Consider the following 14237-nt stretch of genomic DNA (forward strand, 5'->3'; position numbering starts at 1 on the left):
TTCGCAGGACCGGGCCGCGTCACCGCGCCCGCGAGGGCCGGCGGGCGGCCCGCGGGGAAGGAAGAGGACCAGGGTGGCAGGCGGGGCAGACACGGTAAGGGCGACGCCGCAGCCGGAGCGGGTCGAGGCGGCTGCCCGGCCGCTGGGCAGCCGCCCGGCCCCTCACCCCGTCATCGCCAGCACCAGCGGGGCCAGCAGGGCGGTGAGCACGCCGGAGCAGGCCATGGCGAGGGCGGAGAACGCGCCGGTCTTCGGCCCCTCGGCGAGGGCGCGGGCGGTCCCGATGCCGTGGGAGCTCACGCCGATGGCCAGGCCGCGCACGCGGGGGTCGCGCACGCGCAGCCGGTCGAGCACCCAGGGGGCGAGCACGGCGCCGAGCACGCCGGTGAGCACGGGGAGCACGGCGGCGAGGGAGACGATCCCGCCGCCGGCGTCGGCCACCGCCATGGCGATCGGCGTGGTCGCGGACTTGGGGGCGAACGTGGCGGCCAGCGCTGCGTCCCCGCCCATCAGCCGCACGATCAGCACGGCGCTCACCATGGCGGTCAGCGAGCCGACGGTGACCCCGACGGCGATCGGCAGCAGCAGCTTCCGGATGTCAGGCCCGGCCCGGTACAGGGGGACGGCGAGGGCCACGGTGGCGGGGCCCAGCAGGAAGGTGAGGTAGCTGCCGCCGATCATGTAAGTCTCGTAGTCGATGCCGGTCAGGGCCAGGAACGCGGCCACCAGCACGATCGTCACGAGCACGGGCGTGAGCAGGGCGGTCTGCCGGGCGGCGAGCCACAGGCGGCGGGCGAGCACGGCGAGGGCGAGGGTCAGCGCGATGCCGAACAGCGGTGTGTGCAGGAGCGCGTCCCAGGCCTCGGCGAGGGAGTCGGTGAGTTCGGCGGCGTTCACTGTGCGTCCTCCTTGTCCGTGAGGCGGCGGGCGAGCGGGGCGGCGACGCCGGCGGTGACCACCAGCCCCAGCAGCCAGGGCACCACGAAGCCGACCAGCATCAGCGCCCGGTGTTCCCCGATGAGGCCCAGCACCGCGACGACGCCGACGCCCGCCGGGACGAACAGCAGCGGCAGGTGCTGGAGCAGGTGGTGGCTCGCCGTCATCACCGGCGCGTCCTCGGCCGGCCGGCGCCACGCGAGCAGGCCGAGCAGCAGGAGCATGCCCAGCACGGCCCCGGGGATCGGCAGGTGCAGCGTGTCGGCCACGAGCGTGCCCGCCAGCTGGCAGAGCAGCAGGATCAGCAGGCCCTCGATCATCGGGGTTCACCCGCCTCGGACGAGCCCACGCGCGGCAGGCCGGGGACGACGCCGGTCCCCGCGGCGTCGAGGTGCGCCTGCAGGGCGCGCTGGGCGTCCGCGGCGCGCCCGGCGGCCAGCTGAGCGCAGATCTCGGCGTGCCCATCGAGGAGGCGGCGGGCGGCGTCGACGGATCCGCCGGTGGCGGCGTGGATGAGGCGGGCCAGGCGGGGGGCGAAGGTGCGCACGACCTCGTCGAAGGCGGCGTTGCCGCACGTGGCGATCACGTCCCGGTGGAAGCGCACGTCCAGCGCGGAGAACGCCGCGAGGTCGCCGGCGTCCAGGGCGGCGCGCTGCTGCTCCAGGTTGGCGGTGAGCGTGGCGACGAGGGGCCCGACGGCGTCGGGCCGCGCGGCGACCGTGGCGAGGGCGGTGGACTCGAGGATGCCGCGCAGGGCCGTGAGGTCGGCCACGCTCTGCGGCGTGAGGGCCTGCACCGCCGCACCCTTCTTGGGGAGGAGCCGCACCAGGCCCCAGCGCTCGAGCTGGAGGAGGGCCTCCCGGGCCGGCGTCCGGGAGATGCCGGCCTCCGTGGAGAGCTGGACCTCGGTGAGCATCTCCCCCGCGGCGATCTCACCGCGGACGATGCGCCAGGCGACGTCGTGGGCCAGGCGGCCGGCAGCCGTGGCACGACTGCCCCATAAGGGGTCGGAGAGTGGAGTCATGCGGGCCAGAATAACCAGATGCATGCATGGATGTATGCATTGTGTCGGACCCGGAAGGCGCCCGGGTGGGGAGGGGCCCATGATGCCGGCGCCCACCCTCACCCCATGACTGTCGCCATCACCCGTCTCGACCCCGCCGGCGCGGACCGCGCGGAGCTCATTGCGCTGCCCACCGGCAACGCGTGGGCCTTCCCTGTGCGCCCCCACCTCACCCGGCCGGTGGCGAAGGAGGCCATCGACGACGGCGGCAGGCACCACACACTGCCGGGTTACCAGCTCCCGATGTAGTCCTCCGAGCCGAGGAGGCCGTGGGTGTCTGCCCAGGCTCCCCAGCGGTCGAGGAGGAGGGGGATGGCCTGGTCCTCCCACCAGGGCAGGTGGACAAGGCCCTGACTCATGCCTCCGCGGTTGAACCGCTCCACGTTGACCTTGTCCTCGTCGTAAGGCTCAGCCCCCTCGAGGGAGCGTTCGAGCGCATCGTGCAGGAGCCGGCCGAGTTCATACTCACTGGCGGGCATGGGGGTGTCGTCGAGCCGTTCAGCGAGCTCCTCCCAGAGACCGACGCTTCCCCGCAGCCCGTACTGGCGGGGGCGGCGGCGGAACAAGTCGCCGACGGTCGCGCGCGCCGACGAATCGGCCTCCACCACGTCCACACCGCGCTTCGCCTGCTCCGCCATGGCCGTGCGGGCCTTCCGGATGCGCTGGCGGAGCACCTGTGCTTCGGGGCTGGTGCCGCCGTAGGTGAGGTTCAACGGCGGGGTGTGCGTGTCGATCACAGGCTTCTCAATGCCCCCGAGCGGTGTCACGTCTGCGAACCTGGCGGGTGCCTGCCACACGCGGACGGCGAGGTGGCGCCGCATCCAGGTGGTCAGCTGCTCGCCGCTCTCCGGGGTGAGGGTGAATCGACCCGCGGAGGCGACGGCGACCGGCTCCAGGTCCAGCCGATCCACCAGGAGTGCGGCCAGGGTGCGGCGCAGAGTGGAGTGCGCGGTGCCGGCATCCGCGAAATGCTTGCGTTCCAGGCGGGCCCGCAGGCTGCCCTCGGCCTTGCCGATGTAAAGCACATCGCTTCGACTGACAGACGTGTCTAATCGCAGCTCGGCTCGCACTGCGTCAGGATCCTGCGAGACAACCGCGTACAGCCCGGTCGAATCCGGCACGACCTCGCCGTCACGCCCACCGATGACCACGCCGCCGTCCTCGACGCGTGCGAACAGCTGAGGGTCGTTCTGCAGAGCATGGGAAGCGGCCGCGATGAGCCCCGCCTTGGTGGTCATGCCAATGTCCTCTCTTCGTCCGGGACATCTACCCCGGCTGCGCCTCGAGCCCACGGAGGGTCCTGGACACGGTAGGCGCCCTGGCGATGGATCGCTGACCCCTCACCGCGCCAGAATCCACCAGTCCTCGGGGCCGAAGACGTGGAGGTCGTCGCATGCGAAGTCGCGCAGCCACGGGACGTGGTCCACGACGCGCAGGTACAGGCCGCGGTGCACGCCGGACTCGTCGCCGATCAGCTGCTCAGCGAACACGTTCATCTCAACGCCAACCGCGCGCAGGAGGGCGGCGCTTCACGCCTCGTCGGGCGCCCGGTCCTCTGCCTCGGCGATGACATCCTCCAGAGCCTGCAGGTGGGGTTCGGCGTCGTCCCCGGCGCCCAGGTCGGCCAGCGCGAGGCGGAGGGCCTCGAGGAGCTCGCCAGCCTCTGCGTCCGCGGCGGTGGAACTCCAGCTCTCCCGCCAGGGCTCCTGAGTGGCGTCCTGCTGCTCCAGGAAGATGAGCCGCTCGACGTCGTCGGCCGGGATCTTGAGTTCCTCATCCCACGCCTGCATGGTCGTGACGTACGTCCGGTACCTGTCGGGGTAGGTCCAGCCGCCGCCGATCCGGACGTCGACGTCCTTCACATGCTCGGCGAACCAGGCGCGCACCACGGAGTCGAGGACGGGGGCGATGTCGGACTCCCGGTGGGCCTTGGTGAGGAAGGAGAGGTACTTGGTGCCGAAGGCCCCGCCGAGGTGCTTGAGGCAGCCGGCCCCGCTCTTGCGCTGCTGCCGAATGTGCTCGAGGGCCGCGGGCCCGCCCTGCTCGAGGGTGATGCGGGTGACGTCGGCGAGCTGCTCCTCGAACCCGGGCTGCGCCATGATGCGCTCCACCCGGGACGGGCCGTAACCGACCCGTCCCGTACCCCCACACCATCGCGGCGATGAAGGCGTCCCGCTGCACGGCGCGGTCCTCGGCCGTCACCTTCGCGGCGTAACCGGTGACGACGGCGCGGGTCAGCGGCTCGCACTCGAGGCAGGCAGGCAGGCAGGTCGGGCACGGGAGGCATGTGCCTTCAGTTCCGGCCCGGCCCGCCGCTTCCCTCCGCGATGGCGGTCAGACGGTCCACGTGGGCGGCCCAGCGGTGGGCGTCCCACGGGGGCAGGTTGTTCCCCGGGGCGCGCAGGCCGGCCTGCCCGTCGATCTGCTCCCGCAGGATGTCCGCGTGGCCGGCGTGCCGGGCCTCGTCCAGGGCGACATGCGCGATGATCTGCGCGAGCGTGACCTCCGCCTTGTCGTCGGGCCACCACGCCACCCGCCCGGGGGCGTCGGCGCCGAGGGCCGTGATGGTCTCGTCCGTGTGGGCGAAGCAGCGGCGGGCGAACTCGAGGACGTCCTCGAGGGACTCACCCTCGGCGGCGAACATGTCCACGTTGTCCTCCTCCGGCTGCCCCGCCGCCGCCCAGGGCAGCTGCACCTCGGCGGGGCGGCCGAACGTCTCGCCGAAGTACTCCAGCTCGATGACGGCGGCGTGCTTGACCAGTCCCAGCAGGTTGGTGCCGGTGGGAGTGCGCGGCAGGCGGGCGTCGCGCTCGCTGAGGCCCTCGAGCTTCTGCAGGAGGGCCGCGCGCTGGCGGCGCAGCCCGTCGTGGAGGATCTGCTTGTGGTCCATGAGGTGATCCTGCCCCAGAGCAATCAGGCCGCGAACCCCCGCACGAGCTCAGCCACCCGCTCCGGCGCCTCCAGGTGCACGTCGTGCCCCGCACCGGGCACCTGCACGTGCCGCACATCCGGGCGCCGCCGCCGCATCTCGTCCAGCTCTCCGGCGGGCACGTACCCGTTCTCCCCGCTGATCAGCAGGGTTGGCGCGCCGATCTGCCCCCATTCCTCCCACCGGGGCCGCGCGTGGACGGGCCACAGGGCGGTCTCCAGCACGTCGACGTCGAAGCGTGGCACCCAGCCGGCGTCCGTTTCCTCGAGCCGCTCGCGTCCGTGGCGTACGCGGTCCTTCGGCAGGACTGGGCCTCCGGCACGTCGACGCCGGTCCCCGCCGACGTCGACGTCCCGGGTGGAGCGCGGGGATGGCGCGGTTGCGGGCGGCCCCGCCCCTGACTGGCCGTTGCGCACCGCGCGCCTGACGCTGCGCCCACACCGGGAGGACGACCTTGGCTGGCCCTGCCGGATCGGTGTCTCTGGTGGTGGGGAACGTGGGCATGCCCGTGGGGACGTGATCCTGTGGCTGACGGACCGCGAGTCATCCCGCGGGCCTCACCTCGTGTGTTCGCCTGACCATAGCCGGGGCACTACATACGGCACTGAGGCTGGTCAACCCTGTAGACCGCCCCCGTCAGCCCCGCCGGCCCACACGCGCGGCGAACTCGTCCAGGCAGGCGAGCACCTCGGTGGCCAGCCACACCCGGTTCCGCCGCTGACCGGAGACGGACTGCAGAGCGCCGGCCTCGACAAGCTGGTCCACGGCCCGCTGGGCGGCCGGGCGCGAGACACCCAGCGCCTGGGCCAGATGGTCCACGGTCACGGCGGGTTGCGCGATGATCACCGCGAGCGCCCGCCAGACCGCCGCGTCCCGCCGGGCGGTGAGCCGCTCGCGCCAGCCGGTCAGGGCCTCGTCCAGGTCCGCGACGAGCTCTCGGCCGTTGTCGACGGCGGCCAGGGCGGCCTGCGCGAAGCGGCGCACGATGGGCGCGGGGTCGCCGTCGCGGTAGGCGGTGAGGGCGTCGAAGTATCCGGCCGTGTCCGTGAGGAGTCCCGCGGAGAGGGGCACCCCCATGCGGGTGATCGCGCCGGCCCGGTGCAGGACGGCGTGCACGAGGACGCGCCCGGTGCGGCCGTTGCCGTCCGCGAACGGGTGGATGGTCTCGAACTGGGCGTGTGCGATGGCGGCCTGCACGAGGGCGGGCACGTCCGTGCGTCGCAGATAGGCGAAGAGATCGTCCATCCCGGAACGCAGGCGCTCCGGGTGGGGCGGGACGAACTGCGCCGTGTGCGGCGTGGGTGCCCCTCCCCCGATCCACCCCTGCGCATCGCGGTAGGCGCCCGGCCGGGCATGCTCCTGACCGTCCATGAGGGCACGATGGGCGGCCAGCAGGGCGGGCTCGTCGAGGTCGGCGGCCAGCCGGGAAGCAGCGCCCATGGCCCTCACGTTCGCCGCCACGAGCGCTGCGTTCGGGCGGGTGCGTTCGCCGAGAGTCGCCAGGGCGAGGGCTCGCGCGCCCGCGGTGATGTGCTCGATCTGCGAGGAGGACGCGGACTCAGTGCGCAGGAGCACCGCGTCGATCGGGGCGATCTCTCCAGTGAGCCCCGGGAGGGCGTGGCTGATCTCAGCATCGAAGCGCACGACGGCGGCCGTCGCCTCCTCGACCTCGGTGGCCAGATCGGAGGGCAGGTCGAACCCGAGTCGGGCGATACGGGCTGGGAGCGCGGCTCGATACGGGCCCGCCGCGCGCACGCGAGCGCGGCGGGTGAGGACGCCGGCGTCGTCGGGGTCCGCAGTCCAGGGGCGCTGCTCCCACCCGACGACCCACGGGGTCGGGCGCAGATCGTTGCTCATGCCACAACCTTACGCAACGTTATGTCTAGAGCGTTGCGTACTTCTGGGCGTCGTGAGATGGAAAGCCGTCAGCCCCGGGCCCGATGCTCCGAGGCGAGCATCGCGTCAGTGACGCCGTCCACCCAGCCGCGGGTGCGGTGCAGTGACGCCTCCTTAAAGGTGCCCTCGTGGCGCAGGCCGACCTTCTCCATCACGCGCGGGATGGGCGCGTTGTCCGCGAAGGCGTGAGCCTCCACGGGTCGGACGCCGAGGCCCGCGAAGGCGAGGTCCAGCAGGGCACAGGCCAGCTCGGTGGCGTGGCCCCGGCCGGCGTGGGCCGTTGCTATGGTCCAGCCGATCTCGGCCTGCGCGTCCCGGGCTTCCTCGCGCGGCGCGCCGCGAGGTCGAGGAGGGGCGTGGCCATGGGGTCACGGCAGCGGGCGGCGGTGACGTCCCTCCCCTACTCTCGGCCCCATGGACGTCACCTTCGCTCCGCTCGACCCGGCAGGCGCCGACCGGGACGCGCTCGTCGCCCTGCTCACCGAGAACGCGTGGCCGTTCCACACGCGCCCGCGCGTCAGCCGGCCGGAGGCGGAGGAGGCCGTCGATGGCGGCGCCTGGGAGGATGAGGACCACCGCACCTTCTGGATCGAGCATCCCGAGCACGGCCGCGTCGGCGTGGTGCGCCTGGAGGACCTCACGGACCCCACCCCCTTGTTCGACCTGCGCGTGGCGGAGCGGTTCCGCGGGCGCGGGCTCGGCGCGCAGATTCTCACCGCGCTCACCCGGCACGTCTTCGAGACGATGCCCGCGGTGGACCGCTTCGAGGGCCAGACCCGCGAGGACAACGTCCCCATGCTGCGCACCTTCCGCCGGGCCGGCTGGGTCAAGGAGGCGCACTACCGGCGCGGCTGGCCCGTGGACGCCGGCGAGCCGCTCGCGTCCGTGGCCTACGCAATGTTGCGCCAGGACTGGGCGTCCGGCACGACGACGCCGGTCCCCGCCGACGTCGACGCCCCGCCTCTGGCGGGGCGCAAGGAGGGCGCGGCTGCGGGCGGCCGCGCTCCTGACTGGCCGTTGCCCACCGCGCGGCTGACGCTGCGGCCGCACCGGGAGGACGACTTCGGCTGGTTGCAGGAGATGTACACGCAGCCCGAGGTGGTGCGCCACCTGCTGGACGAGCCCTGGGACGAGGCGACCGCGCGGGCGAAGCTGGCCAAGCGGATCACGTGGGACGGCCTCGGCGGCCCGTCCGGGGCGGTGTCCCTGGTGGTGGAGCACGCGGGCGTCCCCGTGGGTGACGTGATCCTGTGGCTGACGGACCGCGAGCGCGGTGTCGCGGAGATCGGCTGGGCACTGGATCCGCGGCATGCCGGTCAAGGCTTCGCCCGGGAGGCCGCGGCTGCGCTGCTGGACCTGGGGTTCGAGACGTCTGGCCTGCACCGGGTGGTGGCACAGATGGATGCCCGCAACACGGCGTCCGCCCGACTGGCCGAGACGCTCGGGATGCGTCGAGAGGCACACCACCGGCAGGACCTGTGGAGCAAGGGCGAGTGGACGGACACCCTCGTCTACGCGATGCTCGCGAGCGACCGGGGGGTGAGGGGCCATCTATGACGACGAAGGCAACGTCAGCTCCGGAAGAACCGCCTAGGGCCCCGTGGCGAAAGAGAAATCCCCCACGTGCGCATCGTGGAGAGGCGTGGGGATGCGGTGATGTGAACGTTCGCATCCATGCGCACCGAGGTCGGCGTGTCGGGCGCAATCCGTGCCGCCGAACGGACTTCTACGCTCACCCCATGTAGCTCGACACCGTGAGGGGGTGGACTCGCGAGGCTCACCAGGTGTGCGGACCGAGGTCCTCGAGGATCTCCAGGTCGAGAAGCCACTCGTCAGGGCGGGGAGTCTCGGGGAGCACCGGCTCGTAGGCGCCGACGTAGACGACCTCCCCCATACTGAGGCCGGTGGCCTCCTCCGGCTCAAGGATCGTCAGATCAGCGTGGCCGGGGACGCGGTCGATCTCGGCGAGCCGCCCCGAGGGCCACACCTCGTGTGCCGCCCTCACCACGGCCCGCACACGACGCAACGGGATCGACCCGGCGGGGCTGCCGTCGTCGTGATGGGTGACGATCCAGCCTGCAGATGCCAGGGGCCCAGCCTGACTCACTCCCCGGGAGGGCAGCAGGATCAGCTCGTGGACTTCCCCCACGGCGATCGGGTCACCGCAGCATTCCTGCTCCCAGTCCGAGAGCGAGGCGCGGCCGACGGCGCCGACGGTGATGTCCATCATCGGAGTGTAGGGGCGGGGCCTCACCCGAGGGCGCGTGGGGCGTCTTCACCGGTGATGCTGGGGATTGGACTTGAGGCCAGACGAGTGAAGGCCCGGACAACTCACCCTCACCGCGTACATAGGTTCGACGCCATGACGCGAACGGGAGCCTTCACCATCGCGGGACTGGCCGCCTTCGCTATCTCCACCGGCATCCTGGTTCTCCTGCTGATCACGGGCTCGGAGACGCCTCGGGAGACGATGGCCTTCTTCGCCCTGATCATCGGCTGCTACGCACTGTCCGCGCTCTGCTTCGCTGCGGCGAAACGCGTTCTGCTGGCGCTGCTGTCCGGCGCGCTGGCTGTCGTCAGCTTCCCGCTCGCCCTGTTCATCGGGTACGTCGTGGAGATGCTTCAGAGCCAGCAGTGACACCGCCCGGGGCACGCGTCACCCGGGGCGCTCCACCCTCGTTCCAGCGGGACAGGGTGAGGTGCCACAGCCCGGGGACCGTGCGAGACGGGTCGCCTCCACGCGCGCCAATGTGCCCCTGTACGAGCGGCTCGGGTTCCGCGAGACCGGGCCCGTCACCGCCTACGGCACCGAGGACCTCACCGGCATGTGGTGGAAGGCCTGACCACGCCCACCCGGCGCGTGGCCGCCGCGTGGATACCCGCGGCCCGGGAGTGACGTCATGGACCTCGGATCGTGCTGATACCGGATCTCGTGACGTGACACCGGGTATCGTGAGCCACGCCACTACGCTGTGCCTCCACCGATAAAGGAGCAACCCCTCCATGCCGACCCTGCGAACCGTCCCCCTCTCCGCCGCCACGCGGGAGGACCACCTCGCCCGCCTCCGTGCCACCAGCCCGGAGGCCCCCCTCGACATCCTGATCGTGGGCGGGGGCTCCACCGGCGTGGGCGCCGCGTTCGACGCGGCCACCCGCGGCCTCGACGTGGGCATCGTCGAGGCCCGCGACTGGGCCTCCGGGACCTCGTCCCGCTCCTCCCGCCTCATGCACGGTGGCCTGCGCTACCTCGAGATGCTGGACGTCAAGCTGGTGTACGAGGCGCTGCGTGAGCGCGACCTGCTGCTCACCCAGACCGCGCCCCACCTGGTGCGCCCCCTGCGCTTCGTCTTCCCGTTCTTCCACAAGGTGATCGACCGCGGCTTCATCGGCGCCGGCGTCACCATGTACGACGCCATGCAGTCGCTCGGCCGCCGCCGCGCGATGGGCGCGCACCGCCATCTCAGCCGCCGCTCCATGGCCGCGACCTTCCCCTCCCTCGACGACGAGAAGATCGTCGGCGCGGTGGAGTACGCCGACGCCCAGTTCGACGACGCCCGCCTGGCCATGATGCTCGTGCGCTCCGCCGTGGACCACGGCGCCGTGGCCGCCAACTACACCGCCGTCACCGACTACATGCGCGGCGACGACGGCCGTGTGCAGGGCGTGCGTGTCCGCGAGGAGACCTCCGGCGAGGAGTTCGACGTGCACGCGCGCGCCGTCATCCTGGCCGGGGGCGTGTGGACCCAGGAGCAGCAGGAGCTGGCCGAGGCCGACGGCGGCCTCGAGGTGCTCGCCTCCAAGGGCGCCCACATCACCGTCCCGCGCGACCGCATCCGCGCCGACGCCGCCACCGGCGTGATCACCAAGACGGAGAAGTCCGTGCTGTTCCTCATCCCGTGGGACGAGTACTGGGTGATCGGCACCACGGACACCCCGTGGGCGGAGGACGTGGCCCATCCGGCCACCACCGCGGACGACATCGACTACATCCTCGAGCACGCCAACGCTGTGCTGAAGGAGGACCTCACGCGTGACGACGTGATCGCCACGTACGCCGGCCTGCGCCCGCTCCTGCAGCCGGTCACCGGATCCGACGGCGGCTCCACCAAGATCTCCCGTGAGCACACCGTCACCGAGGTGGCCCCCGGCCTCACCGCCGTGGCCGGCGGCAAGTGGACCACGTACCGGGCCATGGCCGAGGACGTCGTGGACTTCGTGGTGCGCGAGACCCACCCGACCCGTCCCAGCCTCACCGAGCGCATCCCCGTGCTCGGCGGCCTCGGCTACTCGGAGATCGAGGCGGAGGCGGACCGCATCGCCGCCGACTACGGCCTGGACGAGGCCCGCGTGGACCGGCTCCTGTTCCGCTACGGCACCGTGCTGCGCCACGTGCTCGACCTGATCGACGCCGACCGGTCCCTGAGCGTCCCTCTCGCCGGGGCGCCGCGCTACCTGCGCGCCGAAATCGTCTACGCGGCCCGAGCCGAGGGCGTCGTCCACCTGGACGACGTCATCGAGCGCCGCACGCGCCTGTCCACCGAGGTCCGCGACCGTGGCGTCGCGGCGGCCGAGGAGATCGCGTCCCTCGTGGCCCCCGAGCTGGGCTGGGACGCTGAGCGCATCGCCGGTGAGATCCGCGCGTACAAGGACCTCGTCGCCGCACGCCTCCGCGGCGAGACCGCCCACGACGACGTCACCGCCGCCGCCGCGCTCGCAGCCGCCGACGCCGCCCCCATCCACTGAGAGGAGCCCGTCCATGGGCACGATCTTCCTGTATGAGATCGCCGGCACGGCGATCCTCCTCCTGCTCGGCGTCGGCGTCGTCGCCAACGTCGTCCTCACGAAGACCAAGGGCAACGGCGGAGGCTGGCTGCTCATCAACTTCGGCTGGGGGCTGGGCGTCTTCGCGGGCGTCTACGTCGCTGCCGCGACCGGTGCGCACCTGAACCCCGCCGTGACCGTCGGCCTGCTCGTCAGCGGCGCCGAGGAGTACGCCCCCGGCATCGCCGTGACCCTCGGCACCACGCTCGCGTACTTCGCGGCGCAGCTGATCGGCGCCTTCCTCGGCGCGGCCCTGGCCTGGCTGACCTACCGCGACCACTACCAGGCGGAGACGGACCAGGGCGCGATCCTGGGCACCTTCGCCACAGGCCCCGAGATCCGCAACCCGCTGTGGAACATGGTCACCGAGCTGATCGCCACGTTCGTCCTGGTGTTCGTGGTCCTGCTCTTCGGCTCCACCCCCTCCGGGCTCGGCCCGCTCGCGGTGGCCCTGCTCGTCGTCGCGATCGGCGCGAGCCTGGGCGGCCCCACGGGGTACGCCATCAACCCGGCGCGCGACCTGGGCCCCCGCCTGTTCCACGCCGTCGCGCCGATCCGGCACAAGGGCGGCTCGGACTGGGGCTACGCCTGGGTGCCGATCGTCGGCCCGCTCGTCGGCGCCGTCCTGGCGGGCCTCGCCGCGCCGCTGTTCGTCTGAGCAGCCCGTTCATCTGAGCGGTCTGCCCGTCCAACCCCGGCGGGCACGTTCCCCTGCGGGAACGTGCCCGCCACCCCCACACCCCCGTGACCACCTCCGAAGGAGTAGGACATGACCACCCCCCGCTACGTGATGGCCATCGACCAGGGCACCACGTCCACGCGCGCGATCCTCTTCGACCACAGTGGGGCCATCGTGTCCACTGGTCAGCGCGAACACGAGCAGATCTTCCCGCGCGCCGGCTGGGTGGAGCACGACCCAGTGGAGATCTGGACGAACACCCGCGAGGTCGTCGGCGAGGCCCTGGCCCGCGCCGAGGTGACCCGACACGACGTCGCCGCCGTGGGCATCACGAACCAGCGTGAGACCACCGTGGTGTGGGACCGCAGCACCGGCAAGCCGGTGTACAACGCCATCGTGTGGCAGGACACCCGCACCGACCGCCTCTGCGAGCGCCTGGCCGGCGACGTCGGCGCGGACCGCTACAAGGAGCGCGTCGGGCTGCCCCTGGCCACGTACTTCTCCGGCCCCAAGGTGGCCTGGATTCTGGAGAACGTGGACGGTGCCCGGGAGGCCGCCGAGAACGGCGACCTCATCTTCGGCACCACGGACTCGTGGCTCGTGTGGAATCTCACCGGCGGCGGCGAGGGCGGCCGGCACGTCACCGACGTCACCAACGCCTCCCGCACCATGCTGATGAACCTGGACACCCTCGACTGGAACGAGGAGATCTGCGCGGACATGGGCATCCCGATGTCCATGCTTCCGGAGATCGTCAGCTCCTCCGCCGAGGTGGGCACAGTATCCGGCCAGCAGCTGCTGCGCGAGACGCCGATCACCGGCATCCTGGGCGACCAGCACGCGGCGACCTTCGGCCAGGCGTGCTTCGAGGTCGGCCAGGCCAAGAACACGTACGGCACCGGCAACTTCATGCTGATCAACACCGGCGAGGAGCCGGTGCAGTCGGACAACGGCCTGCTCACCACGGTGGCGTACCGCATCGGCGACCAGAAGCCGGTGTACGCGCTGGAGGGCTCGATCGCCGTCACCGGCTCGCTGATCCAGTGGCTGCGGGACAACCTCGGGATGATCGGCAGCGCCCCGGAGGTCGAGACCCTGGCCGCCGGCGTGGAGGACAACGGCGGCGTGTACTTCGTCCCCGCGTTCTCCGGCCTCTTCGCCCCGCACTGGGACGCCGCGGCCCGCGGCGCCATGGTGGGCATGACGCGTTACGTCAACAAGGGGCACATCGCCCGCGCGGCGCTCGAGGCCACCGCCTTCCAGAGCCGCGAGGTCCTGGACGCCATGAACGCGGACTCCGGCGTGGACCTCACCGAACTGAAGGTCGACGGTGGCATGGTCGCCAACGAGCTGCTCATGCAGTTCCAGGCGGACCTGCTGCGCGTGCCCGTCGTGCGCCCCAAGGTCGTCGAGACCACCGCTCTCGGCGCCGCCTACGCCGCAGGCCTGGCGGTGGGGTTCTGGGCGTCCCAGGACGAGCTCGTGGCCAACTGGGAAGAGGACAAGCGCTGGGAGCCCACCATGGACGAGGAGGAGGCTGAGCGCGCCCTGCGGCTGTGGAAGAAGGCCGTGGAACGCTCCCGCGACTGGGTCGACGAGGACGTCGAGTCGGCCCAGGGCTGAGCCGTCCGATCCATAGGCCGGTCCGGCCGGCCCCGTGCGTCCCGTGCGCCCGGGCCGGTCCGGGCCGAGGCGGCCCCCGAGCAGTTTGGCGTGACAGTCCTCCTGATCCTTGCGCGGTCGGGCGAGGTGCTGTTCGACCTCACGGATCGCGCGGCGATCAGTCCCCTGCCCTCCAGGCGCGAGGTGCCCGGCTGCTCCGACGTCGACCTGTCCTCACCCAGGGTGCCCTCTTCCGCGCGGCTCCCGCCCAAGGCGGCGGTGGCCAGTTCGCCGAAGTAGTCCGCATCCAC

18 protein-coding genes are annotated in these 14237 nt (G+C 72.2%); 7 read left to right on the plus strand and 11 right to left on the minus strand.

Annotation, left to right across the window (positions count from 1 at the left end; genetic code table 11):
* Positions 1-162: 162 nt before the first annotated feature.
* Genes LG274_RS08105 through LG274_RS08115 form a run of 3 tightly spaced genes read right to left on the minus strand, consistent with a single transcriptional unit; the run spans position 163 to position 1960 of the window.
* A complete protein-coding gene (locus LG274_RS08105) occupies positions 163-897 on the minus strand; it encodes an LrgB family protein (RefSeq protein WP_404463847.1) in 735 nt (244 codons plus the stop codon).
* On the minus strand, positions 894-1256 hold the full coding sequence (locus LG274_RS08110; protein ID WP_002855541.1) for a CidA/LrgA family protein: 363 nt from the start codon (positions 1254-1256) through the stop codon (positions 894-896). Before LG274_RS08110 ends, LG274_RS08105 begins: the two co-directional genes overlap by 4 nt.
* Positions 1253-1960 (minus strand): GntR family transcriptional regulator, encoded by a 708-nt coding sequence (locus LG274_RS08115; protein WP_404463850.1) that lies wholly within the window; start codon positions 1958-1960, stop codon positions 1253-1255. The genes LG274_RS08110 and LG274_RS08115 overlap by 4 nt, the downstream gene beginning before the upstream one ends.
* A gap of 105 nt (positions 1961-2065) precedes the next feature.
* On the opposite strand from LG274_RS08115, the gene LG274_RS08120 reads away from it, so the two are divergent.
* Positions 2066-2248 carry a hypothetical protein gene (locus LG274_RS08120; protein ID WP_366372008.1) on the plus strand — a complete coding sequence of 61 codons (183 nt, stop codon included), beginning with the start codon at positions 2066-2068 and terminating at the stop codon, positions 2246-2248.
* Here LG274_RS08120 and LG274_RS08125 read toward each other — a convergent pair.
* The 7 genes from LG274_RS08125 to LG274_RS08155 all read right to left on the minus strand — a co-directional run bounded on the left by LG274_RS08125 (position 2230) and on the right by LG274_RS08155 (position 7123).
* Positions 2230-3237: a GIY-YIG nuclease family protein gene (locus LG274_RS08125; RefSeq protein ID WP_404463852.1), complete on the minus strand. Its 1008-nt coding sequence runs from the start codon at positions 3235-3237 to the stop codon at positions 2230-2232. The genes LG274_RS08120 and LG274_RS08125 overlap by 19 nt on opposite strands.
* A 102-nt stretch (positions 3238-3339) precedes the next feature.
* Entirely contained in the window at positions 3340-3495 is a 156-nt protein-coding gene (locus tag LG274_RS08130; RefSeq protein ID WP_366372012.1) for a hypothetical protein, read from the minus strand.
* Positions 3496-3528: 33 nt separating this feature from the next.
* Positions 3529-4098 (minus strand): hypothetical protein, encoded by a 570-nt coding sequence (locus LG274_RS08135; protein WP_404463854.1) that lies wholly within the window; start codon positions 4096-4098, stop codon positions 3529-3531.
* Between the two features lie 194 nt (positions 4099-4292).
* A complete protein-coding gene (locus LG274_RS08140) occupies positions 4293-4889 on the minus strand; it encodes a DinB family protein (protein WP_404463857.1) in 597 nt (198 codons plus the stop codon).
* Between the two features lie 23 nt (positions 4890-4912).
* Positions 4913-5344: an alpha/beta hydrolase gene (locus LG274_RS08145; protein ID WP_366372016.1), complete on the minus strand. Its 432-nt coding sequence runs from the start codon at positions 5342-5344 to the stop codon at positions 4913-4915.
* Between the two features lie 220 nt (positions 5345-5564).
* Positions 5565-6785: a Fic family protein gene (locus tag LG274_RS08150; RefSeq protein ID WP_404463860.1), complete on the minus strand. Its 1221-nt coding sequence runs from the start codon at positions 6783-6785 to the stop codon at positions 5565-5567.
* A gap of 68 nt (positions 6786-6853) precedes the next feature.
* Positions 6854-7123 (minus strand): GNAT family N-acetyltransferase, encoded by a 270-nt coding sequence (locus LG274_RS08155; protein WP_404466037.1) that lies wholly within the window; start codon positions 7121-7123, stop codon positions 6854-6856.
* Between the two features lie 115 nt (positions 7124-7238).
* On the opposite strand from LG274_RS08155, the gene LG274_RS08160 reads away from it, so the two are divergent.
* Positions 7239-8381 (plus strand): GNAT family N-acetyltransferase, encoded by a 1143-nt coding sequence (locus LG274_RS08160; RefSeq protein ID WP_404463862.1) that lies wholly within the window; start codon positions 7239-7241, stop codon positions 8379-8381.
* A 220-nt stretch (positions 8382-8601) separates the two neighbouring features.
* On the opposite strand, the gene LG274_RS08165 is transcribed toward LG274_RS08160, so the two are convergent.
* Positions 8602-9051 carry a hypothetical protein gene (locus LG274_RS08165; RefSeq protein WP_298712104.1) on the minus strand — a complete coding sequence of 150 codons (450 nt, stop codon included), beginning with the start codon at positions 9049-9051 and terminating at the stop codon, positions 8602-8604.
* A gap of 135 nt (positions 9052-9186) precedes the next feature.
* Here LG274_RS08165 and LG274_RS08170 point away from each other — a divergent pair, with 135 nt between their 5' ends.
* From LG274_RS08170 to glpK, 5 genes are all read left to right on the plus strand, one after another.
* Positions 9187-9462: a hypothetical protein gene (locus LG274_RS08170; RefSeq protein WP_095353548.1), complete on the plus strand. Its 276-nt coding sequence runs from the start codon at positions 9187-9189 to the stop codon at positions 9460-9462.
* 61 nt (positions 9463-9523) lie between these two features.
* A complete protein-coding gene (locus LG274_RS08175) occupies positions 9524-9667 on the plus strand; it encodes a hypothetical protein (protein ID WP_248116808.1) in 144 nt (47 codons plus the stop codon).
* 160 nt (positions 9668-9827) lie between these two features.
* Entirely contained in the window at positions 9828-11567 is a 1740-nt protein-coding gene (locus LG274_RS08180; protein WP_404463865.1) for an FAD-dependent oxidoreductase, read from the plus strand.
* A gap of 13 nt (positions 11568-11580) precedes the next feature.
* Positions 11581-12303 (plus strand): MIP/aquaporin family protein, encoded by a 723-nt coding sequence (locus tag LG274_RS08185; protein WP_298988255.1) that lies wholly within the window; start codon positions 11581-11583, stop codon positions 12301-12303.
* 111 nt (positions 12304-12414) lie between these two features.
* Positions 12415-13947, plus strand: a complete 1533-nt coding sequence (gene glpK, locus LG274_RS08190; RefSeq protein WP_298988257.1) for a glycerol kinase GlpK — start codon at positions 12415-12417, stop codon at positions 13945-13947.
* Positions 13948-14237: the final 290 nt, after the last annotated feature.

This window comes from Micrococcus antarcticus (assembly GCF_044872765.1).
Lineage (GTDB): Bacteria > Actinomycetota > Actinomycetes > Actinomycetales > Micrococcaceae > Micrococcus.